Genomic DNA, 22,690 nt, shown 5'->3' with positions numbered 1-22,690 from the left:
GCACCGGTCGGTGGACGGAGGTGGGCCGCGATGATCGACGCCCTGACCGAGCGGGTGCGTACGCTCCGGTCGGCAGCCACCCGGGTCAGTCTGGCGCCGCTGATCGTCCGGGCCGGCATCTTCCTCACCGTGCTGGCCGGGTTCGTGCTGGCCTATCCGGCCGAGATGCTCTCCAGCCGGACGCTCGGCCTGCTGGCGATCGCGGCGTTGCTGCCCGCGGTCGGCCCGCGCCGGGTCTGGCCGACCTTCGCCGCGCTCGTCGCGGTGGGCGGGTGGCTGGTCGCCGCCGACGGGTACGACCGGCCCATCGAGCTGTGGCGGCTGCTCGCCCTCGCCGCTCTGCTCTACCTGGCGCACACGCTCTGCGCGCTGGCCGCGTTGCTGCCGTACGACGCCGTGGTGGATCCGGACGTGATCACGCGCTGGCTGCTGCGCGCGGGCGTTGTGGTGCTGGGGGCCTCGGTGCTCGGGGTGCTGATCATGGTGGTCGGCGGTCTGGGCGGAACCGCCGGCCATCAACTGGTCACGGTGAGTGGGCTGCTGGTCGCGGTGGGTGTGGCTGGGTTGCTCGGCTGGCTGCTGAGGCGGCGGTGACACCAGGGGTCTGAAGGAGTTGCGCAGGTCACAGCGGTTGTGCTCCGTCACAGAACGGGGGCGCGATCGGGATTAGCCGAGCGGGCCGGGGAAAGATAGTCGGCGTGAATCCGAAGCGGATCCTTGTGGTGGGTGCTGGTCACGTCGGCCTCTACGCGGCCCTGCGCCTGTCGAAGAAGCTCAGCTCCCTCGAGGCTGAGGTCATCGTGGTGGACCCCCAGCCCCACATGACCTACCAGCCCTTCCTGCCGGAGGCCTCGGCGGGCAACATCTCTCCCCGGCACTCCGTGGTGCCGCTGCGTCGGGAGTTGCGCCGCTGCACGGTCGTGGCTGGTGCGGTCACCCGGCTTGAACACGACCGCAAGGTCGCGACGGTTCAACCGATCGCCGGGCCGACGCGAGAGATCGCGTACGACCACGTGATCGTGGCCCCCGGCTCGGTCTCCCGCACCCTGCCGATCCCGGGCCTGCACGAGAACGGCATCGGGTTCAAGACCATCGGCGAGGCCATCTACCTCCGCAACCACGTGCTGGCTCGGCTCGACCTGGCGGCTGCGACCTCCGACCCGGACGTCCGTCGGCGCGAGCTGACCTTCGTCTTCGTGGGCGGTGGCTACGCCGGCATCGAGGCGCTGGCCGAGATGGAGGACATGGCCCGCGACGCGCTGCGCTACTACCCGGAGCTGAAGCCGGAGGACATGCGCTGGGTGCTCGTCGAGGCCACCCAGCGGGTGCTGCCCGAGGTGGACCGGGACATGGGCGCCTACACGGTGCAGCAGCTGCTCAAGCGGAACATGGACATCCGGCTGGACACCCGGCTCGAGTCCTGCGTCGACGGGGTCGTCAAGCTCTCCGACGGCGACAGCTTCCCCGCCGGCACGATCGTGTGGACCGCCGGTGTGAAGCCGTCCCCGCTGCTCGACAAGACGGACCTTCCGCGGGGCGAGCGGGGGCACATCACCTGCATCCCGACGCTCCAGGTGGTCGACGGTGACAAGGTCGTCGAGGGTGCCTGGAGCGCGGGCGACTGCGCCGCGGTGCCGGACCTGACCAAGCCGGCGGGCGCGTACTGCTCGCCGAGCGCGCAGCACGCGGTGCGTCAGGCGGCCCGGATGGCCGACAACATCGCGAACGTGATCCGCGGGCGCGAACCGGTCGAGTACAAGCACAAGCACGCCGGCAGCGTGGCCAGCCTCGGCCTGCACAAGGGCGTCGGCCAGGTGTACGGCATCAAGGTGAAGGGCCTGCCCGCCTGGGTCATGCACCGGACGTACCACATGAGCCGGATCCCGTCGTTCAACCGGAAGGTCCGGGTTGTGGTCGACTGGACGCTGGCGTTCTTCCTCCGGCGTGAGGCTGTCGCCCTGGGGCAGCTGCACGAGCCGCGCGTCGAGTTCCTCGAGGCGTCGGCGCCGGTGCCCTCCCGCCAGGGCTGACGGACCTGTCGCGAAGCCCCTCCGGCCAACCACCGGAGGGGTTTCGTCGTACCGGGCAGGTGTGGGTCAGACCCGCCAGGTCCAGGCGTCGGCGATGCGGGTGGCCGGGCCGTACAGCTGCTCGAGGGTGATCCGCAGGCTCTCCGCGTGCGGAGTCCCGTCGGCCAGCGCCACGCAGGAGGCGTTCCAGAACTCCATGTCCCGCGCGGCCTGCCGGCGCTCCTCGTTCCCGATCACCGGCCGTTCGCCCCGTCGTGCGACCTCGGCGAGCAGCCGCGACGTCGGCCGCGGGTAGCTGCCGAAGGCGGCGGTGCCGCGGCGGCCGTACGGGCCGATGAAGAACCCTTCCGGCAGTCGGAACGCGGCGTCCGCGGCGGCCGCCCAGCGCATGGGCCAGGGATCCTTCGGGCTGGGCAGCGGCACGGGCACCAGCACGCCTCCCGGCTCGACACACGCCCGCCAGTGGCCGCCGGTGACGAACTCCGGCAGCGGGGGACGTTCGACGGTCGGCAGCGGGGTGGGCACCAGCGGCAGCAGCGCCATGCCGACCGCCGCCGGGACCAGCCGGTGGGCCAGACCGGTGCCACGCAGCGCCCGGTCCACGGCCAGCACCAGCAGCGCCCCGACCAGCGGCAGCACGGCGAGAGCGAACCGCATCGGCAGCGCGCCGTCCACCACCGGCAGCCCGGCCAGCAGGACGTAAGGGCCGGGCAGCCCGGTAGGCGTACCGCCCAGCACCACGGTCGGGCCGAGGGCCAGCGCCGCCATCACCAGCGCGGCGACCGTACAGGCGCGGGCCGCCAGCCGGCGGCGGCCGAGCCAGCCGGCGCAGCCCGCCGTGACGAGCAGGAGGGGCCAGCCGAGGAAGGTGTTGTACTCGGCCGGTCCGGTGGTCAGCGTGGCCGAGCTCTCGTTCCCGGCCACCGAGAGCGGGGAGATCGCCCACCAGCTGAGCAGGTCGGCCGAGAAGTGGCGCGGGTTGAACACCCCGTCGGCGACCCCCTGCGGGCCGGCGAACTGGAACCAGAGCGGGTACGCGAGCACCAGCACGGCGAGCCCGGTGGCGAGCGCCAGGCCACCGGCGAAACCCGGCAGGGCGCGGCGGGCCAGGTCCCGGTCGGCCGCTGCGCAGGTCACGGCCATGACCAGCAGGGTGAGCGCGGCGAGGAAGAGCACCTCCTCGCCGATGAAGACCTGCGCGCTGACCGTCACGGCGAGGCCGACCGCGGAACTCACGATCCGCCGGCGGTCCGCGCCGGTCCGCAGGCCCCGTCCCGGCGGGCCGGCGGCCCGCAGTCGTCGTGGGTCCGCGGCGCGTAGCAGCCGTACCACCAGCCAGACGATCACCGGAACCAGCCACTGTGCCGTCATGTGCAGGTGGCTGTTGGTCTGCGACACCATGCCCGGACCGAAGCCGCACAGGCCGGCCCCGAGCCCGGCGGCGAGCCGGCGGGCCCGCAGGACCCGGATGAAGAACAGGTACCAGGCGACCGCCGTGCCGGCCACATTGGCTGCGGCCAGCAGTGCGAAGGTGACCGGCGCGCCGAGCAGCAGGGTGACCGGGGCGAGCACGACGCCGAGCGCGATGACCGTGGTGTTGGCCATCAGGTTCACCCCCTCCGGCGCGTTGAGCCGGTCGGTGAGCAGGCCGAAGTCACCGAGCAGAGCCCGGGCGTCGACGGTGAGGAACCACTCGTAGAGGGTCTGGTCCGCAGGGTTCAGCGCCAGTGTCCGAGCACCGGGGTCCGGCCACAGCCCGTGGGTGAGCCAGCCGGCGAACGCGGCGAAGAACAGCGCCACCGCGAGGTCGGTGCGGTGCCGGCCGAGGGCGGCCCGGATCCGGACTGGGCGGAGGCGGCGGGCGGTCCGGTCGGCGGGGCCGGGAATCCGCTCGGGTACGGCGTCGGTAGCCGTGGGGGCTGCGGTGCTCACAAACCGGCAACGGCGACGGGGTGCGCCGAGTCGCGGCCGACCGGTTAACGTGGCATTGCACCGCCGCGTGTCGACGCGCCGGTGCCGCCCTGCCCGGGTGGTGGAACGGCAGACACGGCCGCCTTAAAAGCGGCTGCCGCAAGGCGTGCGGGTTCGACCCCCGCCCCGGGCACCGACACTTTCGACTCCCGTATCCGATCGATGATCTCCACGGATGGGTCTGGCGGTTTACTCTTGTGTGTGCGCGTTCACGTGCATGACGACCCCCTGAGGGAGGCCAGACAGTGAAGACCTCGAACCCGGTGCTCGCCCGGCTCGGCCAGGCGGCCGAGCGTGAGCGCTCCGCCGGGTACGCCCCGACCGGGCCGTACGGTGCGCCCGGCGTTCCGCAGCAGTACCCGAGCCAGCCCGGATACCCGGCGGGTTACCCGGCGGCGCCGCCCACCGTGGCGCCCATGTCCATCGACGACGTGGTGGTCAAGACCGTCACCCTCCTCGGCATCCTCGGCGTCGCCGCCGCGGCCGCCTGGGTGCTCGTGCCCGACGCGGTGGTCGGGGTGGCCTGGATCGGCGCCGCGGTCGTAGGCCTGGTCCTCGGCCTGATCATCTCGTTCTCCCGGATGGCGAACCCGGCTCTGGTCGTGGCCTACGCCGTCGTCGAGGGCGTCTTCGTCGGCATGGTCAGCAAGGCCTTCGAGCGGGCGTACGACGGCGTCGTGCTCCAGGCCGTGGTCGCCAGCTTCGGCGTCTTCTTCGTGATGGCCATGCTCTACAAGGCGCGGGTCATCCGGGCCACCCCGGCGTTCGTCAAGGGCATGGTCGCCGTGATGGCCGGCCTCTTCGCCGTGATGCTGATCAACCTGGTGCTGGCGCTCTTCGGTGTCAACACCCACCTGCGTGACGGCAGCAAGCTGGCCATCGGGTTCAGCCTCGTCTGCATCGTGGTGGCCGCGCTGAGCTTCGTGCTCAGCTTCAAGGAGGTCGAGGACGGCGTCCGGATGGGCCTGCCGCAGCGCTACTCCTGGGTCGCCGCCTTCGGCATCCTGGTCAGCCTGGTCTGGCTCTACCTGGAGCTGCTGCGCCTGCTGAGCTACTTCCAGGGCGACGACTGACCGTCCGCGTACCACCGGCGCCCGTCCCGCACTGCGGGGCGGGCGCCGTCGCGTGCGGGCCCGGTGCCGCTGGGCCGTTTTGCCGCCGCCGCCCGGCGCGCCGGGGCAGAGTGACTGCGAGGGAAGCGGCGGCAAAGGCGGTGGCGTGGTGCGCAGCAGCAACCCGGTGCTGAACCGGCTCGACGAGACCACCTGGCGGCGCGACCGGGTGCTCGACGTCGCGGACGAGATGACCGTCGAAGACGTCGTCGTCCGTACGGTCGGGCTGCTCCTGCTCACCGGCATCACGGCGCTGCTCTCCTGGCTGTTCATACCGGCGGCGGTCTGGGTGCCGGGCGCCCTCGGCGGCAGCGCCCTCGCCGCACTCGTGCTGGCACTGGTCATCTCGCTGCGCGGGATCACCAACCCGCTGCCCATGGCCGGGTACGCGGTGATCGAGGGGCTGCTGCTCGGGGTGGCGAGCCGGGCGTTCGAGCTGGTCTACCCGGGCATCGTCGCGCTGGCGGTGGCCGGGACGTTCGGTGTCTTCCTCGGTATGGCGTTGCTCTACCGGGCCCGTCTGATCCGCGCCACGCCCCGGTTGGCCCGCCTGGTCATCGGAACCCTGCTCGGCATCGTCGCGATCAGTCTGGTGAACCTGGTGGTCTACCTGGTCACCGGCCGGCAGGGGCTGGTGGTCTACAGCCTCACCGGCGAGGTCGGCGCATTGCCGTACGTGATCGCCGTCATCGCGATCATCGCGGGTGCGTTCAGCTTCGTCCTCGACTTCGATCTCATCGAGCGCTCCGTCCGCGCCGGCCGACCCCGCCGGTACGCCTGGCTCTGCGCGTTCGGGCTGCTCACCGGCCTGGTCTTCCTCTACTGGCAGTTGCTGCGGTTGCTCAGCTACCTGCGCCGGTGAACGCGATGTCGCCGCCGAACCGGTCTGTTGCAGCGCCCGCGGTCGTGGCCCGGCTCGCTGGCGTTCGGGGCCGGTCACGGGCAGCCGCCGCGTCGCGCGCCGATCCGTAGACTCGGGGGGTGAGCGCAGCAGAACTGGAACGGGCGGTGCAGCTGCTGGTCCGCCAGGTCGGGCACTGGGAGCAGCCTCGGTGGGCGGCGACCGCCGCGACCGGCAACGTGTCCCGGGCGGACGTGGTGCACCGGTTGGTGCAGGAGGTCGCCAATCTCGCGGCCGACGCCGAGGGTGAGCCGCGGCGTACGGTGCCCAGGTTGGCCAACGACCTCGCCCTGACCGATCAGCTCCGGGTGGTCGCGGCGGACCTCGTCGCGGCCGGCGCGGCGCCCGAGGTGCTGGCCGGGGCCGCCACCGAGGTGGCGGCGACCCGCGGCGCCCTCTGACTCCGCCCGGCCCCGACGACCACGCCTGCCCGGCTCAGCTGAGCCGTTCGATCACCATGGCCATACCCTGCCCGCCACCGACACACATCGTCTCGAGGCCGATGGTCTTGTCGTGCCACTCGAGGGCATTGAGGAGGGTGCCGGTGATCCGCGCACCGGTCATGCCGAACGGGTGGCCGACCGCGATCGCGCCGCCCATCACGTTCAGCTTCTCGAGCGGGATGCCCAGCTGCCGGTAAGAGGGGATCACCTGGGCGGCGAACGCTTCGTTGATCTCGACGAGGTCGACGTCGTCGATGGTCATCCCCGCCCGCTTGAGCGCCTGCCGGGACGCCTCCACCGGGCCGAGGCCCATGATCTCCGGGGAGAGTGCGGTGACACCGGTGGAGACGATCCGGGCCAACGGTGTGATGCCCAGGTCCCGAGCGCGCTGAGCGCTCATCACCACGACGGCGGCGGCACCGTCGTTGAGCGGACAGCAGTTGCCGGCCGTGATCCGGCCATCCGGCCGGAACACCGGCTTCAGCCCGGCCACACCCTCCAGGGTCACCCCGGGACGCGGGCCGTCGTCAGTGCTGACCACCGTGCCGTCCGGAGTGGTCATCGGGGTGATCTCGCGGGCCCAGAAGCCGTCCGTGATGGCCTTCTCGGCGAGGTTCTGGCTGCGTACGCCGAACTCGTCCATGTCGGCGCGGGTCACGTCGTACACCTGGGCCAGGTTCTCCGCGGTCTGCCCCATCGCCAGGTAGATGTCGGGCAGTTCACCGGACTCGCGCGGGTCGGTCCACACCTCGGCGTCGCCCTGGGCCCGGGCCTTCGACCGCGCCCGGGCGGCGGCGAAGCGCGGATTCTCCCAGCCGCCGCCGACCAGCGCCTGCGCCTCCGGTGGGAGGCCGTCGGAACTGCCTCGGGCGTACCGGGAGACGGTCTCCACACCGGCGGAGATGAAGACGTCACCCTCACCGGCCCGGATCGCGTGCATCGCCATCCGGGTGGTCTGCAACGACGAGGCGCAGTAGCGGGTCAGGGTCGCGCCGGGCAGGCCGTCCAGGCCCATCAGGGTGGCGACCACGCGGGCCATGTTGAAGCCCTGCTCGCCGCCGGGCAGGCCGCAGCCGAGGTAGAGGTCGTCGATCTCGGCTGTGTCGAGTTGGGGGACCTTGTCGAGAGCGGCTTGGACGATGGTGGCGGCCAGATCGTCCGGGCGTACCTCGCGCAGCGAACCCTTGTGGGCCCGGCCGATGGGGGAGCGGGCGGTGGCGACGATGACGGCGTCGCGGGACGACTCAGTCGACATGGGGCCACGTTAACCGGTCGGTAACTTGGTGTGGAAGTCGCCCACGTAACGAGAAATGTCACTACCGGGCTGCCGGGGACGGACGTCGCACGACGAGCCGCGACCGGCCCCGGCGCGGCGCCCCGGCACGCCGCCGCCGGCGCAGATCAGTGCCGGGAAGCGATGGTGGCCGCCGCGGCGACCGCCGGGAGCAGCGCGTGCGCCCACACCCGGTAACCGTCCGCCGAGGGGTGGTAGCCGTCGAAGCAGAGGGTGCCGGCGTCGGCCCGGAAGACCGGCCCGGTCTCGGTGGCCAGGTCGACCACCGTCCCACCGGCGTTCAGCACGGCTACGGTCTGGGCGCGGGCGACCCGCCGTCCCGACCAGCCGACCACCTGCCGTAGCGGTGGCGCGATCGCACGGACCGCGCCGAGATCCGGGCAGGTGCCGACCACGACCTCCACACCCGCCTCGCGCAGTCGGTGCACGGCCGCAGCAAGGTACGCCGCCGCGTCGCCTGAGCGGCGCAGACCGGTGGCGTCGTTCGCCCCGATGAGGATCAGCGCCACGTCGGGCCGCCTGCCGAGCAGTGCCCGAGCCACCTGGGTGGCGAGGTCGGTCGAGCGGGAGCCGCTGACGCCGACGCTGGAGAGGTGCACCAACCGGCCGGTGGGCCCCTCGGCGAGCAGGTTCGCGAGTTGGCCCCCGATCGTGTCGTCGAGTCGGTCGACGCCGACGCCGAGGGCGGACGAGTCGCCCAGCAGGACCAGCCGCAGCGGCGGCGCGCCGGCCCGGCCGACCGTCGCGCGCAGGGCCAGTCCGAGTTCGGGCTCGGCGTAGCGGCGGTGCCGGGCGACGAACGCCTCACCGGCCAGGACGGCGGCCCCGCCGACCGTGCCGGCGATCAGGGTGAGCAGGGCCGCCCGGCCGAGCCGGCCGGCGAACCTCGTGGCGAGGACACGCTCGCTCATGCCAGTCCCTCCACGGCGGGTGAGTCGGCGGCGGGACCGGATTGTGACACCGCGCCGACCCCGAAGAACGACCGCCGGCGCAACTGCGCCCATCGACCCGTCGGCCCTCGGTCGCGGCCACGAACCTGGGCGCCGCTGACCTCGGTGCCGGCGTGCCGGGCCGCCTCCTGCGCGGCCTCGGGCAGTGACCGTACGCCCCGATCGAGGATCGGCGCTGCCCGGCGTTCCGGCCCGATGCCGAGCGCGGAGAGCACGGTAGGCAACATCGCGGCCGCGGCCACGGCGTAGCCCTCGGCGGAGGGGTGGAACCGGTCCCAGGCGAACATCCGGGCCGGCTCGGCGGCGAACCGGGGGCCGAGCAGGTCGCCGAGGGAGACCGTCCAGCCGCCCGCCTCGACCACGGCCACCGTCTGGGCCGCGGCGAGCTGTCGGCTCCACCGCCGGGCCAACCAACGCAGCGGCGGCTGTATGGGCTGGATCGCCCCGAGATCCGGGCAGGTGCCGACGACCACCTCGCAGCCGGCGGCGCGCAGCATGCGGACCGCCTCGACCAGGTAGCGCACGGCCAGGGCCGGCGGGGTGCGGTTGGTGACGTCGTTGCCACCGATGAAGATCACCGCGATGTCGGGTTGGCACTCCAGGGCGGCGTCCACCTGGTGCTTCAGGCCGGCTGAGATCGCCCCGACCACGGCGAACCGGTGCAACCGCACCTGACGTTGCGCACGGCGGGACAGGCCGGTGGCGAGCAGCGCGCCGGGCGTCTCCCGGCGGCGGTGCACGCCGTAGCCGGCTGCCGAGGAGTCGCCGAGCACCACCATGGTGAGCGGAGGCCCGGGAAACTTGGCACCGTAGACGCCGTCAACGCGTGGTGGCGGCGCCTCGGCCATCGGGATGGTGCGGCGGGCCTGGCGGGCCTGACCGAGCAGCACTCCGACGGTGGCGACCACGGCCGCCGCTGTGGCACCCGTGCCGATCGCCGTGAAGCGGGCGATCTGCCGGGCGCGCTGCCAGCGCGGACCAACCGGTGCGACGGAACCAGCCACCCCCATACCGCGACAGTATCGCGCCACCCCGACAGACCGCTGTCGTCATACCGGGCAGACGGTTACGGGACACACACGACCGTTCCGGGTACTACCTCCTCCGATCGGCTGCGGTCCGGCGCGATTCGTGGTTCCCGGCGCCCGTCCACCACGGCCGATGCGACTCCCGTCCGGCTCCGGCCGGCGGGGCCTGCCCGGCCCGCTTGCGCCGGGACGGCATGCTGCTCGCGGGAAGGAGCACGAGGATGGCGAAGACATTGAGGCGGAGCGCGGCCTTCACGGCGCTGGCCCGGGCGCTGGCCACCGGTGCGCGCGGCGGTCCGTCGCTGGGCGCCCGGCTGGCCGCGCTGCCCCGGATGATCCGGGCGACCGCCCGCCGGGAGTACGACGGCGGGCTCCGACTGGCCCTGATGGCGGCCGCCACGGCGTACATCGCCTCGCCGATCGACCTGATACCGGAGATCCCGTTGATGGTTCTCGGGCTGGCCGACGACGCGGTCCTGGTCGCCTGGCTGGCCGGCAGCGTCCTGGCCGAGACGGAGCGGTTCCTGGAGTGGGAGACGCGTCGTGGCCAGGTCATCCCTGGTCATGCGGTGCCCTGACGGCACGTACCCTGGGCGCTGGGAATCCGCCCAGCTGCCCGGCCGCCCGGCGCCGGCGCCGAGGAGAAGGACACATCGAGTTGCAGTACTACGACAACGTCGTCGACATGATCGGCAACACCCCGCTGGTGCGCCTGCGCAACGTCACCGAGGGCATCCAGGCCACCGTGCTGGCGAAGGTGGAGTACCTCAATCCGGGCGGCTCCGTGAAGGACCGCATCGCGCTGCGGATGGTGGAGGACGCCGAGGCGGCCGGGCTGCTCAAGCCGGGCGGCACGATCGTCGAGCCGACCAGCGGCAACACCGGCGTCGGGCTGGCTCTCGTGGCCCAGCTCAAGGGTTACCGCTGCGTCTTCGTCTGCCCGGACAAGGTGAGCCAGGACAAGCAGGACGTGCTGCGGGCGTACGGCGCCGAGGTCGTGGTCTGCCCCACCGCGGTGGCCCCGGAGGATCCGCGTTCCTACTACAACGTCTCCAACCGGCTGGCCCGCGAGATCCCCGGCGCGTGGAAGCCCGACCAGTACAGCAACCCGGCCAACCCGCGGTCGCACTACGAGACCACCGGCCCGGAGGTGTGGCAGCAGACCGAGGGCGGGATCACCCACTTCGTCGCGGGAGTGGGCACCGGCGGCACCATCTCTGGCATCGGCCGGTACCTGAAGGAGGCCTCCGAGGGGCGGGTGCGGGTGATCGGCGCGGACCCGGAGGGCTCGGTCTACTCCGGCGGCACCGGCCGGCCGTACCTCGTCGAGGGGGTCGGTGAGGACTTCTGGCCGGAGACGTACGACCGGGGCATCGCTGACGAGATCGTCGAGGTCTCCGACAAGGACTCGTTCGAGATGACCCGGCGGCTGGCCCGCGAAGAGGGGCTGCTCGTCGGTGGCTCCTGCGGAATGGCCGTGGTGGCCGCGCTGGAGGTCGCCCGCAAGGCCGGACCGGACGACGTGGTCGTGGTGCTGCTGCCGGACGGCGGCCGCGGCTACCTCTCCAAGATCTTCAACGACTCCTGGATGGCCCGGTACGGCTTCCTGGACAACTCGGGCACCGAGCCGACCGTCGCCGACGCGCTGGCCAGTAAGCCGGGCGGCCTGCCGGAGCTGGTGCACGTGCACCCGACCGAGACGGTCCGGGACGCGATCGACTACATGCGCGAGTACGGCGTCTCCCAGCTGCCGGTACTCAAGGCCGAGCCGCCGGTCGTCACCGGTGAGGTGGCCGGCTCGATCGCGGAGCGGGACCTGCTGGACGCGCTCTTCACCGGCCAGGCACACCTGCACGACACGATCGAGCGGCACATGGCCGCGCCGCTGCCGATGATCGGCGGCGGGCAGCCGGTCAGCGAGGCGGTCGGTCTGCTGGAGAAGTCCGACGCCGCCCTGGTGCTGGTCGACGGCAAGCCCAAGGGTGTGCTCACCCGGCAGGACCTGCTGGCACACCTCGGCGCCCGCTGAACTGACGACCGAACGATCGGGCCACCCCCTGCGTCGGGGTGGCCCGGTCGCCAGCCCGGCCACGCCGCCCGGACCGCACGGCCGGGCGGCGCCTACAACGGGCGGACGTACCGGAGCTGGCCGGTCACCGCAGCACCGATCAGCTCCTCCCGTTCGACTCCGGTCGGCGACCAGCCGCCCCGCTCGTAGAAGCGGCGGGCGGAGGCGTTCTTCGTCAGGACCCACAGCGCCGCTCGCCGCCAGCTCCGCTTCCGCATGCTGGCCAGCGCGTCGATCATCAGCTCCCGGCCCGTCCCGCGGCCCCGCTCGGCCGGGTCGAGGTGGATGGCGTTCAGCAGGCCGGTAGCCGGATCACCCTCGTCGTCCGGGCCCAGGTAGGTGAACCCGACGACTTCGCCGTCCCGCTCGGCGACGGTCATCAGGTGGTCGTCGCGTTCCCAGCCCCACCGCTCGACCCAGTAGCGACCCATCGCATCCGCCGTCGGCTCGACCAACGCCTCCGGGGGCAGGAACGAGGAGTACGCGGCGACCCGGGAACGCTGGTGCAGCGCGCCGATCGCCATCAGGTCGTCGGTGGCGGCCCGGCGGAGCGTGACGGTCACCCGGTCGAGGCTACCCGGCGTGGCGGCACCTGAACGGTGCTGAGGTCCTCGGCGATGATCAGGTCGCCGTCGAAGTGCGCCCGGGCCTCGTCGTGGAAACGGCGTGGATCGGCGTACCGCTGCGAGAAATGGGTGAGCATCAGCCGGCGTACGCCCGACTCGGCCGCCACCCGCGCGGCCTGGCCGGCGGTGAGGTGCCCGACCTCGGCGGCGAGCGCGGCCTCCGACTCCAGGAAGGTCGACTCGATGACGAGCAGGTCGGCGTGCTCGGCCAGGGCGTAGACACCGTCGCACAGGCCGGTGTCCATCACGAAGGCGAACCGCTGTCCCGGCCGGGGCACGCTCACCTCGTCCCGGGTGACGCGCCGTCCGTCCACGTCCAGGTGGCCGACGCGGATCAGCTCACCGACGGCCGGACCGCTGATGCCGTACGCGGCCAGTTCCTCCGGCAGCATCCGCCAGCCGTCCGGCTCGACCAGCCGGTAGCCGTACGTCTCGATGGGGTGGCGTAGCCGGCGGGCCTCCAGCATGCCGCAGTGCAGCTCGATCCGTTCTCCGTCGGCCTCGATCGGTTCGACGCGCAGCTCGGCGGTCTCGTGGAAGCTCGTCGCGTACCGCAGACGCGCGAAGTACTCCGCCCCGCCGGCCGGGAAGTGGACCGCCACCGGATGCGGTACCCGGTCCAGGGAGAGCCGCTGGATGGTGCCGGGCAGGCCGAGGCAGTGATCGCCGTGGAAGTGGGTGACGCAGATACGGGTCAGGTCGGTCGCGGTGACCGTGGTGTGCAGCAGCTGCCGCTGGCTGCCCTCACCCGGGTCGAAGAGGATCACCTCGTCGTCCCAGCGCAGCACGTACCCGTTGTGGTTACGCGCCCGTGTCGGTGCCTGACTGGCCGTCCCGAGCACCACCAGTTCACGCATGGACACGGGGGGCTCCTTCGCCGGATATGAAGCGACCCCCGGGGTGTCCGCGCTCTCGCGCGGGCCGGCTGGACTTTGGCCGGCACCCCGGGGGTCGGGTGGCTGTCGTGGTTTCGCCGCACCGCTGCCACACGGTCTCGACGATCGTGCCTGTGCCCACCTCGCGGCGGACGTGAATCACTGTCGAGGACAGCGGCTAGCGGACAGCCACCTCACGAGTCCGATTGCTATACAAGTCTGGACCACCTCCTTTCCCGTGTACGGCCACGCTATCCAGTCGCCGAGGGGCGCGGCAACGGATTTCGATCACACGCCGAGCGGGAATGCGAGCCGCCCGCGGCGCAGGGCCACGGGCGGCGGGAAGGAAGCGGGCGGTGGGACGGGTCAGCCGGCGGTACGTGCGATGCCCACCGGGCAGCTCAACCCGTTCGGGCCGTGGTTGCAGTAGCCGTTCGGGTTCTTCGTCGGCGCCAGGTACTGCTGGTGGTAGTCCTCGGCCAGGTAGTACGCGCCGAGCCGGTCGATCTCCGTGGTGATCTCACCCTTGCCGGCGCGGGCCACGATCGGCGCGAACGCGTCGCGGGAGGCGATCGCGGTGGCCAGCTGCTCGTCCGTGGTCGCGTAGATCGCCGACCGGTACTGGGTGCCGACGTCGTTGCCCTGGCGCATGCCCTGGGTCGGGTCGTGGTTCTCCCAGAAGACCTTCAGCAGGTCCTCGTAGGTGATCTTCGAGGGGTCGTAGACCACCTCGACGGCCTCCGCGTGCCCGGTCCTGCCCGAACAGACCTCCTCGTACGTCGGGTTCGGCGTGTAGCCGCCCGCGTAGCCGGCGGAGGTGGTGATGACACCGGGCAGAGTCCAGAACAGCCGCTCGGCTCCCCAGAAACACCCCATGCCGAAGACGGCGACCTGGCTGCCCTCGGGGAAGGGGCCCTTCAGCGGAGTGCCGAGGACCTCATGCCGGTCGGCCACCGGCATCGCGATCAGGCGGCCCGGCAGGGCCTGGTCGGCAGAGATCATCTCGGCCTTCATGCGGCGAAGGAACACAGTGGGACTCCTCTCCTGGCTTTCCCAGCCCGTGCAACACCGCCGGGTGCCTCATCCTTACCCGCTGCGCTCCGGCTCACCCGGTGGCCAGCGCGGCGGCGACCCGCCCGGCGTGCTCCTGCGCCTCGGCGTCGTCGGAGTAGCGGGTACGGGGCCAGAAGAAGCCGCGCAGTCCGTCGCCCTTGGTCCGCGGGACGACATGCGTGTGCAGGTGTGGGACGGACTGGGACACCTTGTTGTTGATGGCCACGAAGGTCCCACCCGCGCCCAGACCGGCCTCGACCGCCACCGCGAGTCGTCGCACGAGGGCGAAGTAGCCGGGCAAGGACTCCGGAGACAGGTCGGCGAGCGTCACCAGGTGGGCACGGGGCACCACCAGCACGTGGCCCTTGAACACCGGCCGGGTGTCCAGGAAAGCCACCCCGTCCGGCTCGTCGGTCACCCGGAACGCGGGCACGTCACCCGCCACGATCCCGCAGAACACGCATCCGGCCACCCGGCCAGGCTATGTCGGGTCCACCGGTGGGATCAGGCCGGGTCGAGGTAGGCGTCCCACTCGTCGTCCGGCACACCCACCGGCCCGGTCTCACCGCTCGCGAGGCGCCCCTGAATGTCCGCCTCCCAGGCGACAGCCCAACTCCTCAGCTCGCTTATGTCCGAGTCGCTGAGGCCGTACGACATGAAGGTCTCGTCGTCCAGCTCAATGATCCCGCCGAGCCGATCGGCCAGTTCCAGGAGCGAGAAGTCGACGGTGTGCCGCGCACCCAGGGACTCCAACTCTCGCCAATTCAACCGCCGATGAGCGGCATGAATGTCGATGTAGTCGCGGTGCGCCGCCCGGTCATGCAGTGCTCACACCTTCAGGCCTATCGCATCCTCGAACGCGAGCACCGGACCGACAGCGAGCGATGCAGGCGGGCCGATCGCTTCCTTGAGTAGGTCGACCTCGCACGCCAGCGGTCCGGCCAGCACCATCAGGCGAGCCACACGGGGCGTGGCCTCGATGACGCGTGCGACGAACCCGGCGGATGCGTACGCCTCGGTGAGACGGGCGGCCACGACCGGCAGCGGCAGGACCGTCGCGGTCGCGAAGTCGATGTCCCGCGAGGGGCGGTCGACGAGTTCGTGCGCCGACAGCGCGTAACCACCGGCAAGGACCAGCCCGAGGTCGTCGCCCGCAGCGAAGCCGATCTGCAGCAGCCGCAGATGCAGGTCCTCCATCGTCAGGCGGCGAGCCCGGGCAGCTTGCGCTCCCAGAGAGCCACTGTGCGCCGTGCGGTCAGGCGCTTGATCCGAGGCCAGTCGGAACAGACCAGCGTCGCGTTGACATAACGGACAATGTCCTCGCGCTGGCCGCAGTCCATCAGAGTCCGGTAGAGCGTCAGCCGTTGCCGCGAGTCGCTGACGTCGAAGTTGGTCAGGCCGGACCAGGCCAGTCGTACCGGAAGCTCGACCCGGCCGTGCTCGGGACCGGACAGCTCCGCGAGCGAGGCCGGAATGCGGTCGACCACACCGAGCAGACGGGAGGGGAGAGCGGCCGAGGTCACCGAGCGATTATCGCCGACCGGTGGGATAGCCTGCCGACGCGACGCGCTGGGTTGCGCCCGGCCGGCGGGGATGGCGGACTAACGTCACGGGAATGAGTCACGGCTTCGAGACGCTCGCCATCCACGCCGGTCAGGACCCCGAGGCCCGCACCGGCGCGGTGATCCCTCCCATCTACCAGACCAGCACGTACGCGCAGGACGCCGTCGGCGCGCCGCGCCTCGGTTACGAGTACAGCCGCTCCGGCAACCCGACGCGCGACGCGCTCCAGGAATGCCTGGCGGCGCTGGAGGGCGGCTCGGTCGGGCTCGCCTTCGCCAGCGGCCTGGCGGCCGAGGACACGGTCCTGCGTACCCTCTGCAAGCCCGGTGACCACGTGGTGATCCCCGACGACGCGTACGGCGGCACCTACCGCCTCTTCGCCCGCGTACTGGAGCGCTGGGGCCTGGACTTCACGCCGGCCAAGGTCTCCGACCCGGACGCGGTCCGGGCCGCGATCCGTCCCGGCAGCACGAAGATCGTCTGGGTGGAGACGCCCACCAACCCGCTGCTCGGCATCGCCGACATCGCCACCCTGGCTGCCGTCACGCACGAGGCCGGTGCGCTGCTGGTGGTCGACAACACCTTCGCCTCGCCGTACCTGCAGCAGCCGATCGCGTTCGGCGCCGACGTGGTGGTGCACTCGACGACGAAGTACGTCGGCGGCCACTCCGATGTGGTCGGCGGCGCGCTGATCACGGCCGACGCCGGGCTGGGCGAGGAATTGCGTTACCACCAGAACGCGATGGGCGCTATCAACGGTCCCTTCGACGCGTGGCTCACCCTGCGGGGCATCAAGACCCTGGGGGTACGGATGGACCGGCACTGCGACAACGCCGAGCGGCTGGCCGCCTACCTCGACGGGCACGCGCAGGTCGCGCAGGTGATCTACCCCGGTCTGCCCTCGCACCCCGGTCACGAGATCGCGGCGAAGCAGATGCGCCGGTTCGGCGGCATGATCTCCTTCCGCGCGGCGGGTGGCGAGGAACACGCCGTCGAGATCTGCAACCGGACCAAGCTTTTCGTCCTCGCCGAGTCGCTCGGTGGGGTGGAATCGCTGATCGAGCACCCGGGCCGGATGACACACGCAAGTGCTGCGGGCTCACCGCTTGAAGTTCCCAGCGATCTCGTGCGACTGTCTGTCGGCATCGAGACGGTCGACGACCTGCTCGCCGATCTGGAGCAGGCGCTGGGCTGACCGCTGGCTGGGGAGGGTGGCCGTGCAGGACATCATGCCGACCTGGGTCGGGGCGACCGCCAAGCAGATCGCCCGGGGCGTACGGCGGGGTGACGTCTCCGCCACCCAGGTCGTCGCGGACCACCTCGACCACATCGCCCGGGCCGACGCCGACCTCGCCGCGTTCCGCGCGCTGCGCGGCGGGGAGGCGATCACCGAGGCGGAGAAGGTCGACGAGCAGGAGGACCTGGCCAACCTTCCGCTGGCCGGTGTGCCGGTGGCGGTGAAGGAGAACACCCCGGTCGCCGGGCTGCCCACCTGGAACGGGTCGGCCGCGGTGCGTACCCCGGTGGCCGAGGCCGACCACGAGGTGGTCCGCCGGTTGCGCGGCGCCGGCGCGGTGATCCTCGGCGTGACGCGGATGCCGGAGCTCGGCCTCTGGGCGTTGACCGACGACGAGACCGGGGTGACCCGCAACCCGTGGGACACCCGGCGCACCCCGGGTGGCTCCTCCGGCGGCGCCGCTGCCGCGGTCGCCGCCGGGCTGGTGCCGATGGCGCACGGCAACGACGGTCTCGGCTCCATCCGTATCCCGGCCGCCTGCTGCGGGCTGATCGGGCTCAAGCCGGGCCGGGGCGTGATCCCCTGCGAGCTCGGCGCGGACGACTGGTTCGGCCTCACCGAGCACGGCGTGCTGACCACCACCGTCGCCGACGCGGCAGTGGGTTTCTCGGTGCTCGCCGGGCGGCGCCCGGAGAAGCTGGTGCCGCCACAGCGGCTGCGGGTCGGCGTGTCGCTGCGCTCGCCGGTGCGCGGCGTGTCGCCGGACGAGCCGAACCGGGACGCCGTGGCCGCCGCGGGGCGGTTGCTCGCCGCCGCCGGCCACGACACCGTACCGGCCGACCCGGTCTACCCGACCCGCCTCGGCCTCCAGGGGCTCGCCACCTGGTTCGCGGCGGCCGCCGCGGACGTGCGGGCCACCGGTGTCGACCGGCGCCGCCTGCAGCGGCGCAGCCGCCGGCACATCGCGCTCGGCGAGTGGGCGCAGCGACGTGGGTACGTCCGGGAGGCCGACCGCGCCGCCTGGCGGGTCCGCTCCGTCGGTTTCTTCAGCGACCACTCGGTCGACCTGCTGCTCACCCCGGCGCTGGCGTCCGTGCCGCCGGAGGCGATCAGCTGGTCGTCCCGCTCCTGGCGGGCCAACATGGCGGCCAACATCCGGTACGCCCCGTTCGCCGCGCCGTGGAACATCGCCGGCCTGCCGTCGATCGTGGTGCCCGTGGGGCGGCGTCCGGACGGCCTGCCGGTCGCCGTGCAACTGGTCGGGCCGCCCGGCTCGGAACTGCTGCTGCTCGGGGTCGCCGGCCAGTTCGAGATGGAGTCGCCGTGGCCCCGGCATGCCCCCGGCTACCCCCGGGTCGGTACGGGGTCACCCGCCGTCGCATGATCGTCTGACCCGCGGGGTGGGCGACACTCCGCGGGCGTCGCCGCCGGAGGTCAGACCGGCGGATGGCACGATCGGGGCATGACGGAACTGGTCGGTCTCGCCGACGTACAGGCCGCGCGAGAGCTGCTCGCCGGCGTCACCCGCACCACCCCGCTGGAGCCCTCCCGGCCGCTGAGCGCAGCCCTCGGCGGACCGGCCTGGCTCAAGTGCGAGAACGTGCAGCGGGCCGGGTCGTACAAGGTGCGCGGTGCGTACGTCCGGATCTCCCGGTTGTCGGAGGAGGAGCGCGCCGGAGGTGTGGTGGCGGCGAGCGCCGGCAACCACGCCCAGGGGGTGGCGCTCGCCGCCGGCCTGGTCGGTACGCACGCCACGGTCTTCATGCCGGTGAACGCGCCGCTGCCGAAGGTCGCCGCCACCAAGGGGTACGGCGCACAGGTCGAGCTGATCGGCAACACGGTCGACGAGTCGATGGTGGCGGCGCAGACGTTCGCCGAGCGGACCGGCGCGGTGTTCATCCACCCGTTCGACCATCGGGACGTCATCGCCGGCCAGGGCACGGTGGCGCTGGAGATCCTCGAGCAGTGCCCGGACGTCAAGACGATCATCACCGGGGTCGGCGGAGGTGGTCTGGTCTCCGGGATCGCGGTGGCCGCGAAGGCACTGCGTCCGGAGATCCGGGTGATCGGCGTGCAGGCGACCGGCGCGGCCGCGTACCCGCCCTCCCTGCTCGCGGGGGAGCCGGTGCGGCTGCCGGCGTTCGCCACTATCGCCGACGGGATCGCGGTGGGTCGTCCCGGCGATCTCACCTTCACCCACGTGCGCAAGCTGGTGGACGAGGTGGTCACCGTCTCCGAGGAGGACATCTCCCGGGCGCTGCTGATGCTCCTGGAGCGCGGCAAGCAGGTGGTCGAGCCGGCCGGGGCGGTCGGAGTGGCGGCATTGCTGGCCGGTGTGGTGCAGGTGGAGGCGCCGGTGGTCGCGGTGCTCTCCGGCGGCAACATCGATCCGCTGCTGATGCTGCGGGTGATCGAACACGGGCTGGCCGCCGCCGGCCGCTACCTGCGCTTCACCGTGCGCTGCTCGGACCGCCCCGGTCAGCTCGCCTCGCTGCTGAGTGAGATCGCCGAGCACCGGGCGAACGTGGTGGACGTGGAGCACCAGCGGGTCCACCCGCACCTGCATCTCGGTGAGGTGGAGGTGGCGCTCTCGGTGGAGACGCGCGGCGTGGAGCATTCGGACACTCTGATCAGCGCGCTGCGGGCCAGCGGCTACCAGGTGGTCTTCGCCGGCGAGGGGTGAGCGCTAGGCGGTTCATGCCAGCGAGGCGTGGCACCGGTCGGTGTCACGCCTCGCTGCACGGTGTGCGGGCCGCCCGGCCCGGGGGTCAGCCGCCGAACGGCTCGAACTTGACCACGCTCACCTTGATGTCCGCCCCGCTGGGCGCCGTGTAGGTGCAGGTCTGCCCGGCGCGGCCGCCGAGGATGGCCTTGCCGAGCGCCGACTCGGGACTGTAGACGGTCAGGTCGGTGGTGGACGCGATCTCGCGGGAACCGAGCAGGAACGTCTCGGTGTCGTCCTTGTCGTCGTCGAAGTAGATCGTCACCACCATGCCGGGCGCCACCGCGTCGGCGGACGGTGCCTCGCCGACCTGCGCGGTGCGCAGCAGCTCCTGGAGGTAGCGGATGCGCCCCTCGGCCTTGCCCTGCTCCTCGCGGGCGGCGTGGTATCCGCCGTTCTCGCGCAGGTCGCCCTCCTCGCGCCGGGCATTGATCTCGGCGGCGATGACCGGCCGATTGGCGATCAACTCGTCGAGTTCGGCCTGGAGCCGGTCGTAAGCGTCCTGCGACAGCCAGGTGGCGGGCGCCTCGTTGCCAGTGGACACAGGCGATCTCCTCAGTTGTGCGTGGCTGGCTGACAGGTGAATCTCCAAGTTACCAGTGCGATACGACACGAGGTGGCGACGAACACCACCGGCGGATCGCTCCGCGCCTGTCCGTCGGCACGCCCGTCCGTCCACCTGCGCGCCTACCTGGCGGCCGGGTACGGGCTGGTCAGGTGCGGTCGGATGCCCTGCGGCGTCCCTTGGAGGCGAAGGGCCCGGTGACTTCCGGGGAGCAGCCGGATGCTCCGGCCGCCGGGTCGATGTCGGCGCCGGTCAGTGGCCGCGCGGGGTCGGCGGTGCGGCCCGGGGACGATCGCGGTCGTTCCGACGGCTCGGGCCGGTCACGGAGGTCAGGCTGCCGGGCGGCAGCGCAGCACCTCGCCGATGAAGGCGCGCCCGGTGGTCGACAACCGGTGCTGGACGGTGAGGTGCTTCTCGCCCGGCGGCGCGGTCACGGTGACTTCCTCGCGAGCCACCTCGGTGCCGGCCCGGTCGCGGGCACGCAGCAGGCAGACCGCCGATCCACCGCTCGGCACGGTCACCTGGAAGTCGAGTCGTACCTGAGTATCGGTTATGTCCGTGTAGGTGATGACCTGTGCGTCATAGTTCGGATCGCCGTACTGGCGGTAGAGCCGCACGGAGATCACACTCAGCGCGGCCAGCAGGACGACCAGCGCCAGGACGGCCGGCGCCTTCGAGCGGCGGCGGCCCGGTTCCCGGCGGCGGCCGTACCGCCCGGGCGGAAACACCGGGACTTCCGGTGCAACTGTGGTGTGCGTCTCGCTCACCGGCGGGTATCTCCTGGCGTCGTTGTCAGCGGGATCAGTAAGAATGACTCAGTCCATCCTCCCAGCAAGGCTCCGCGTCAAGCATGGCGGGTCGGTTGTCGGAGGTGACCGCCCGGTGGGCACCGGGCGGAGGATCATGGCAGGTCAACGGCCCAGTCCCGGGCCGGCCGGCCGACCCAGACGAGGAGTGCCGAAGTTGGCAGAACAGCTGCGCCTCATGGCCGTCCACGCGCACCCGGACGACGAGTCCAGCAAGGGTGCCGCCACCATGGCCAAGTACGTCGCCGAGGGCGTCGAGGTCCTCGTCGCGACGTGCACCGGGGGCGAACGCGGTAGCGTGCTCAACCCGAAGCTCGACCGGCCCGACGTGTGGGCGAACATCGCGGAGATCCGCCGCGGTGAGATGGACGCGGCGCGCGCGATCCTCGGCGTCGAGCAGGCCTGGCTCGGCTTCGTCGACTCGGGGCTGCCCGAGGGCGAGCCGCTGCCACCGCTGCCCCAGGGATGCTTCGCGCTCCAGGACGTCGAGCTGGCCGCCGGTCCCCTGGTGCGGCTGATGCGCGAGTTCCGCCCGCACGTGGTCACCACGTACGACGAGCAGGGCGGCTACCCCCACCCCGACCACATCATGTGTCACAAGATCAGCGTCGCGGCCTTCGACGCAGCCGGTGACGCCGAGCGTTATCCCGAGCTCGGTGAGCCCTGGCAGCCGTTGAAGCTCTACTACGACATCGGCTTCTCCAAGCCGAAGATCATGGCGCTGCACGAGGCGGTGCTCGCGGCCGGACTGGAGTCGCCCTACCAGGACTGGCTCAAGCGCTGGGAGGAGAACCCGAACGATCAGCGCCCGCAGATCACCACGCAGGTGCCCTGCGCGCAGTACTTCCCGGTCCGCGACGACGCGCTGCGTGCCCACGCCACCCAGGTCGACCCGGACGGCTTCTTCTTCCGGGTGCCCATGGAGATCCAGCAGAGTGCCTGGCCGACCGAGGACTTCCACCTGGCGCGCTCGCTGGTGGAGAGCTCGATGCCCGAGTCGGATCTCTTCGCCGGTGTACGTGGGACGGCGCATGCCCGCTGATCTGGTGCGGCGTTACGCTGGTGGACAACCGCACATCGGAGGAACGCCATGCTGACCGCTGCCCAGGTGCTCGCGGAGAACAACTTCGGGGACACCCGCACGGGTGGCCTGGCCGGCCCGATGGGTCTTCTCCTCATCCTGGTGCTGGGCACCGCCACCGTCCTGCTGATCCGGAACATGAACTCCCGGCTGCGCCGACTGCCCGATCGGTTCCCACAACAGGGTCCGGCGGGCAACCCGGGCAGAGCGGACGCGGCGGTCGTGGATCCGACGGACGGAAGTGAAGGACAGGATTCATCCTCGAACGCTCCCACCGGGCGCCAGCAGCACCGAAACGGGTAGTCCGAGCGTGAATCACGCCGAACCCGGCGGTCGACCCCTGTTGCGGCCACCGGGTTTGGCTT

At 71.9% G+C, this 22,690-nt stretch carries 25 protein-coding genes and 1 tRNA gene; 13 read left to right on the top strand and 13 right to left on the bottom strand.

The genetic code is table 11. From position 1 onward, the window contains the following. Positions 1–30 precede the first annotated feature (30 nt). Together AB0F98_RS21005 and AB0F98_RS21000 are read left to right on the top strand one after the other, a co-directional pair. Positions 31–594: a hypothetical protein gene (locus tag AB0F98_RS21005; protein WP_357737723.1), complete on the top strand. Its 564-nt coding sequence runs from the start codon at positions 31–33 to the stop codon at positions 592–594. Between the two features lie 104 nt (positions 595–698). Beyond that, on the top strand, positions 699–2,030 hold the full coding sequence (locus AB0F98_RS21000; protein ID WP_357737721.1) for an NAD(P)/FAD-dependent oxidoreductase: 1,332 nt from the start codon (positions 699–701) through the stop codon (positions 2,028–2,030). A gap of 66 nt (positions 2,031–2,096) precedes the next feature. On the opposite strand, the gene AB0F98_RS20995 is transcribed toward AB0F98_RS21000, so the two are convergent. Beyond that, the gene (locus AB0F98_RS20995; protein ID WP_357737719.1) at positions 2,097–3,962 is read right to left on the bottom strand and encodes a hypothetical protein; all 1,866 of its coding nucleotides are present in this window, start codon (positions 3,960–3,962) and stop codon (positions 2,097–2,099) included. Positions 3,963–4,053: 91 nt separating this feature from the next. On the opposite strand from AB0F98_RS20995, the gene AB0F98_RS20990 reads away from it, so the two are divergent. The 4 genes from AB0F98_RS20990 to AB0F98_RS20975 all read left to right on the top strand — a co-directional run bounded on the left by AB0F98_RS20990 (position 4,054) and on the right by AB0F98_RS20975 (position 6,415). After that, a tRNA-Leu gene (locus AB0F98_RS20990) sits at positions 4,054–4,134 on the top strand. 112 nt (positions 4,135–4,246) lie between these two features. After that, a complete protein-coding gene (locus tag AB0F98_RS20985; RefSeq protein ID WP_357737717.1) occupies positions 4,247–5,074 on the top strand; it encodes a Bax inhibitor-1/YccA family protein in 828 nt (275 codons plus the stop codon). 145 nt (positions 5,075–5,219) lie between these two features. Beyond that, the gene (locus AB0F98_RS20980; protein WP_357737715.1) at positions 5,220–5,975 is read left to right on the top strand and encodes a Bax inhibitor-1/YccA family protein; all 756 of its coding nucleotides are present in this window, start codon (positions 5,220–5,222) and stop codon (positions 5,973–5,975) included. A gap of 119 nt (positions 5,976–6,094) precedes the next feature. Then, positions 6,095–6,415: a hypothetical protein gene (locus AB0F98_RS20975; RefSeq protein ID WP_357737713.1), complete on the top strand. Its 321-nt coding sequence runs from the start codon at positions 6,095–6,097 to the stop codon at positions 6,413–6,415. 34 nt (positions 6,416–6,449) lie between these two features. Here AB0F98_RS20975 and AB0F98_RS20970 read toward each other — a convergent pair whose 3' ends face one another. The 3 genes from AB0F98_RS20970 to AB0F98_RS20960 all read right to left on the bottom strand — a co-directional run bounded on the left by AB0F98_RS20970 (position 6,450) and on the right by AB0F98_RS20960 (position 9,711). Then, positions 6,450–7,712, bottom strand: coding sequence for an acetyl-CoA C-acetyltransferase (locus AB0F98_RS20970; RefSeq protein WP_357737711.1), 1,263 nt, complete (start codon positions 7,710–7,712; stop codon positions 6,450–6,452). Positions 7,713–7,858: 146 nt separating this feature from the next. Beyond that, positions 7,859–8,662 (bottom strand): SGNH/GDSL hydrolase family protein, encoded by an 804-nt coding sequence (locus AB0F98_RS20965; protein ID WP_357737709.1) that lies wholly within the window; start codon positions 8,660–8,662, stop codon positions 7,859–7,861. After that, positions 8,659–9,711 carry an SGNH/GDSL hydrolase family protein gene (locus AB0F98_RS20960; RefSeq protein WP_357737707.1) on the bottom strand — a complete coding sequence of 351 codons (1,053 nt, stop codon included), beginning with the start codon at positions 9,709–9,711 and terminating at the stop codon, positions 8,659–8,661. Before AB0F98_RS20960 ends, AB0F98_RS20965 begins: the two co-directional genes overlap by 4 nt. Before the next feature lie 239 nt (positions 9,712–9,950). On the opposite strand from AB0F98_RS20960, the gene AB0F98_RS20955 reads away from it, so the two are divergent. Next, positions 9,951–10,307, top strand: coding sequence for a YkvA family protein (locus tag AB0F98_RS20955; protein ID WP_357737705.1), 357 nt, complete (start codon positions 9,951–9,953; stop codon positions 10,305–10,307). An 80-nt stretch (positions 10,308–10,387) separates the two neighbouring features. After that, positions 10,388–11,758, top strand: a complete 1,371-nt coding sequence (locus AB0F98_RS20950) for a cystathionine beta-synthase (RefSeq protein ID WP_357737703.1) — start codon at positions 10,388–10,390, stop codon at positions 11,756–11,758. 92 nt (positions 11,759–11,850) lie between these two features. Here AB0F98_RS20950 and AB0F98_RS20945 read toward each other — a convergent pair whose 3' ends face one another. From AB0F98_RS20945 to AB0F98_RS20915, 7 genes are all read right to left on the bottom strand, one after another. Next, complete coding sequence (locus AB0F98_RS20945; RefSeq protein WP_357737701.1) at positions 11,851–12,360, bottom strand: GNAT family N-acetyltransferase; 510 nt, start codon at positions 12,358–12,360, stop codon at positions 11,851–11,853. Next, on the bottom strand, positions 12,357–13,286 hold the full coding sequence (locus AB0F98_RS20940; RefSeq protein ID WP_357737699.1) for a ribonuclease Z: 930 nt from the start codon (positions 13,284–13,286) through the stop codon (positions 12,357–12,359). Before AB0F98_RS20940 ends, AB0F98_RS20945 begins: the two co-directional genes overlap by 4 nt. Positions 13,287–13,664: 378 nt before the next feature. Continuing rightward, the gene (gene msrA, locus AB0F98_RS20935) at positions 13,665–14,327 is read right to left on the bottom strand and encodes a peptide-methionine (S)-S-oxide reductase MsrA (RefSeq protein WP_357737697.1); all 663 of its coding nucleotides are present in this window, start codon (positions 14,325–14,327) and stop codon (positions 13,665–13,667) included. Between the two features lie 76 nt (positions 14,328–14,403). Next, entirely contained in the window at positions 14,404–14,823 is a 420-nt protein-coding gene (locus tag AB0F98_RS20930; protein ID WP_357737695.1) for an HIT family protein, read from the bottom strand. Positions 14,824–14,855: 32 nt separating this feature from the next. Then, entirely contained in the window at positions 14,856–15,119 is a 264-nt protein-coding gene (locus AB0F98_RS20925) for a hypothetical protein (RefSeq protein WP_357737693.1), read from the bottom strand. Positions 15,120–15,179: 60 nt separating this feature from the next. Then, positions 15,180–15,548, bottom strand: a complete 369-nt coding sequence (locus AB0F98_RS20920) for a nucleotidyl transferase AbiEii/AbiGii toxin family protein (RefSeq protein ID WP_357737691.1) — start codon at positions 15,546–15,548, stop codon at positions 15,180–15,182. 2 nt (positions 15,549–15,550) lie between these two features. Further along, on the bottom strand, positions 15,551–15,874 hold the full coding sequence (locus AB0F98_RS20915; RefSeq protein WP_357737689.1) for a hypothetical protein: 324 nt from the start codon (positions 15,872–15,874) through the stop codon (positions 15,551–15,553). A gap of 92 nt (positions 15,875–15,966) precedes the next feature. On the opposite strand from AB0F98_RS20915, the gene AB0F98_RS20910 reads away from it, so the two are divergent. The 3 genes from AB0F98_RS20910 (at position 15,967) to ilvA (ending at position 19,834) form a co-directional block, all read left to right on the top strand. Further along, positions 15,967–17,109 (top strand): cystathionine gamma-synthase, encoded by a 1,143-nt coding sequence (locus AB0F98_RS20910; RefSeq protein ID WP_357737687.1) that lies wholly within the window; start codon positions 15,967–15,969, stop codon positions 17,107–17,109. Positions 17,110–17,125: 16 nt separating this feature from the next. Then, entirely contained in the window at positions 17,126–18,535 is a 1,410-nt protein-coding gene (locus tag AB0F98_RS20905; RefSeq protein WP_357737685.1) for an amidase family protein, read from the top strand. A gap of 78 nt (positions 18,536–18,613) precedes the next feature. Then, positions 18,614–19,834, top strand: a complete 1,221-nt coding sequence (gene ilvA / locus AB0F98_RS20900) for a threonine ammonia-lyase (RefSeq protein WP_357737683.1) — start codon at positions 18,614–18,616, stop codon at positions 19,832–19,834. An 85-nt stretch (positions 19,835–19,919) separates the two neighbouring features. Here the strand turns inward: ilvA and greA are convergent, their stop codons facing one another. Further along, positions 19,920–20,417: a transcription elongation factor GreA gene (gene greA, locus AB0F98_RS20895; protein WP_357737681.1), complete on the bottom strand. Its 498-nt coding sequence runs from the start codon at positions 20,415–20,417 to the stop codon at positions 19,920–19,922. Positions 20,418–20,767: 350 nt separating this feature from the next. Further along, positions 20,768–21,205: a DUF4307 domain-containing protein gene (locus AB0F98_RS20890; protein WP_357737679.1), complete on the bottom strand. Its 438-nt coding sequence runs from the start codon at positions 21,203–21,205 to the stop codon at positions 20,768–20,770. 196 nt (positions 21,206–21,401) lie between these two features. On the opposite strand from AB0F98_RS20890, the gene mca reads away from it, so the two are divergent. Continuing rightward, entirely contained in the window at positions 21,402–22,286 is an 885-nt protein-coding gene (gene mca / locus AB0F98_RS20885) for a mycothiol conjugate amidase Mca (protein ID WP_357737677.1), read from the top strand. Positions 22,287–22,334: 48 nt separating this feature from the next. Further along, a complete protein-coding gene (locus AB0F98_RS20880) occupies positions 22,335–22,628 on the top strand; it encodes a hypothetical protein (RefSeq protein ID WP_357737675.1) in 294 nt (97 codons plus the stop codon). The last annotated feature ends 62 nt before the right edge of the window (positions 22,629–22,690 follow it).

Origin of the sequence: Micromonospora sp. NPDC023737, from assembly GCF_040639715.1 — a bacterium.
Classification (GTDB): Bacteria; Actinomycetota; Actinomycetes; order Mycobacteriales; family Micromonosporaceae; genus Micromonospora.
Note: the sequence above shows the minus strand (reverse complement) of the source record. Positions and strands in the feature narration are given on the sequence as shown.

Excerpts from the sequence above, each read along its gene's own strand:
- AB0F98_RS21005 (WP_357737723.1), top strand. The coding sequence starts at position 31 with ATGATCGACGCCCTGACCGAGCGGGTGCGTACGCTCCGGTCGGCAGCC.
- AB0F98_RS20970 (WP_357737711.1), bottom strand. The coding sequence starts at position 7,712 with ATGTCGACTGAGTCGTCCCGCGACGCCGTCATCGTCGCCACCGCCCGC.
- AB0F98_RS20965 (WP_357737709.1), bottom strand. The coding sequence starts at position 8,662 with ATGAGCGAGCGTGTCCTCGCCACGAGGTTCGCCGGCCGGCTCGGCCGG.
- AB0F98_RS20960 (WP_357737707.1), bottom strand. The coding sequence starts at position 9,711 with ATGGGGGTGGCTGGTTCCGTCGCACCGGTTGGTCCGCGCTGGCAGCGC.
- AB0F98_RS20955 (WP_357737705.1), top strand. The coding sequence starts at position 9,951 with ATGGCGAAGACATTGAGGCGGAGCGCGGCCTTCACGGCGCTGGCCCGG.
- AB0F98_RS20920 (WP_357737691.1), bottom strand. The coding sequence starts at position 15,548 with ATGGAGGACCTGCATCTGCGGCTGCTGCAGATCGGCTTCGCTGCGGGC.
- AB0F98_RS20910 (WP_357737687.1), top strand. The coding sequence starts at position 15,967 with ATGAGTCACGGCTTCGAGACGCTCGCCATCCACGCCGGTCAGGACCCC.
- ilvA (WP_357737683.1), top strand. The coding sequence starts at position 18,614 with ATGACGGAACTGGTCGGTCTCGCCGACGTACAGGCCGCGCGAGAGCTG.
- AB0F98_RS20880 (WP_357737675.1), top strand. The coding sequence starts at position 22,335 with ATGCTGACCGCTGCCCAGGTGCTCGCGGAGAACAACTTCGGGGACACC.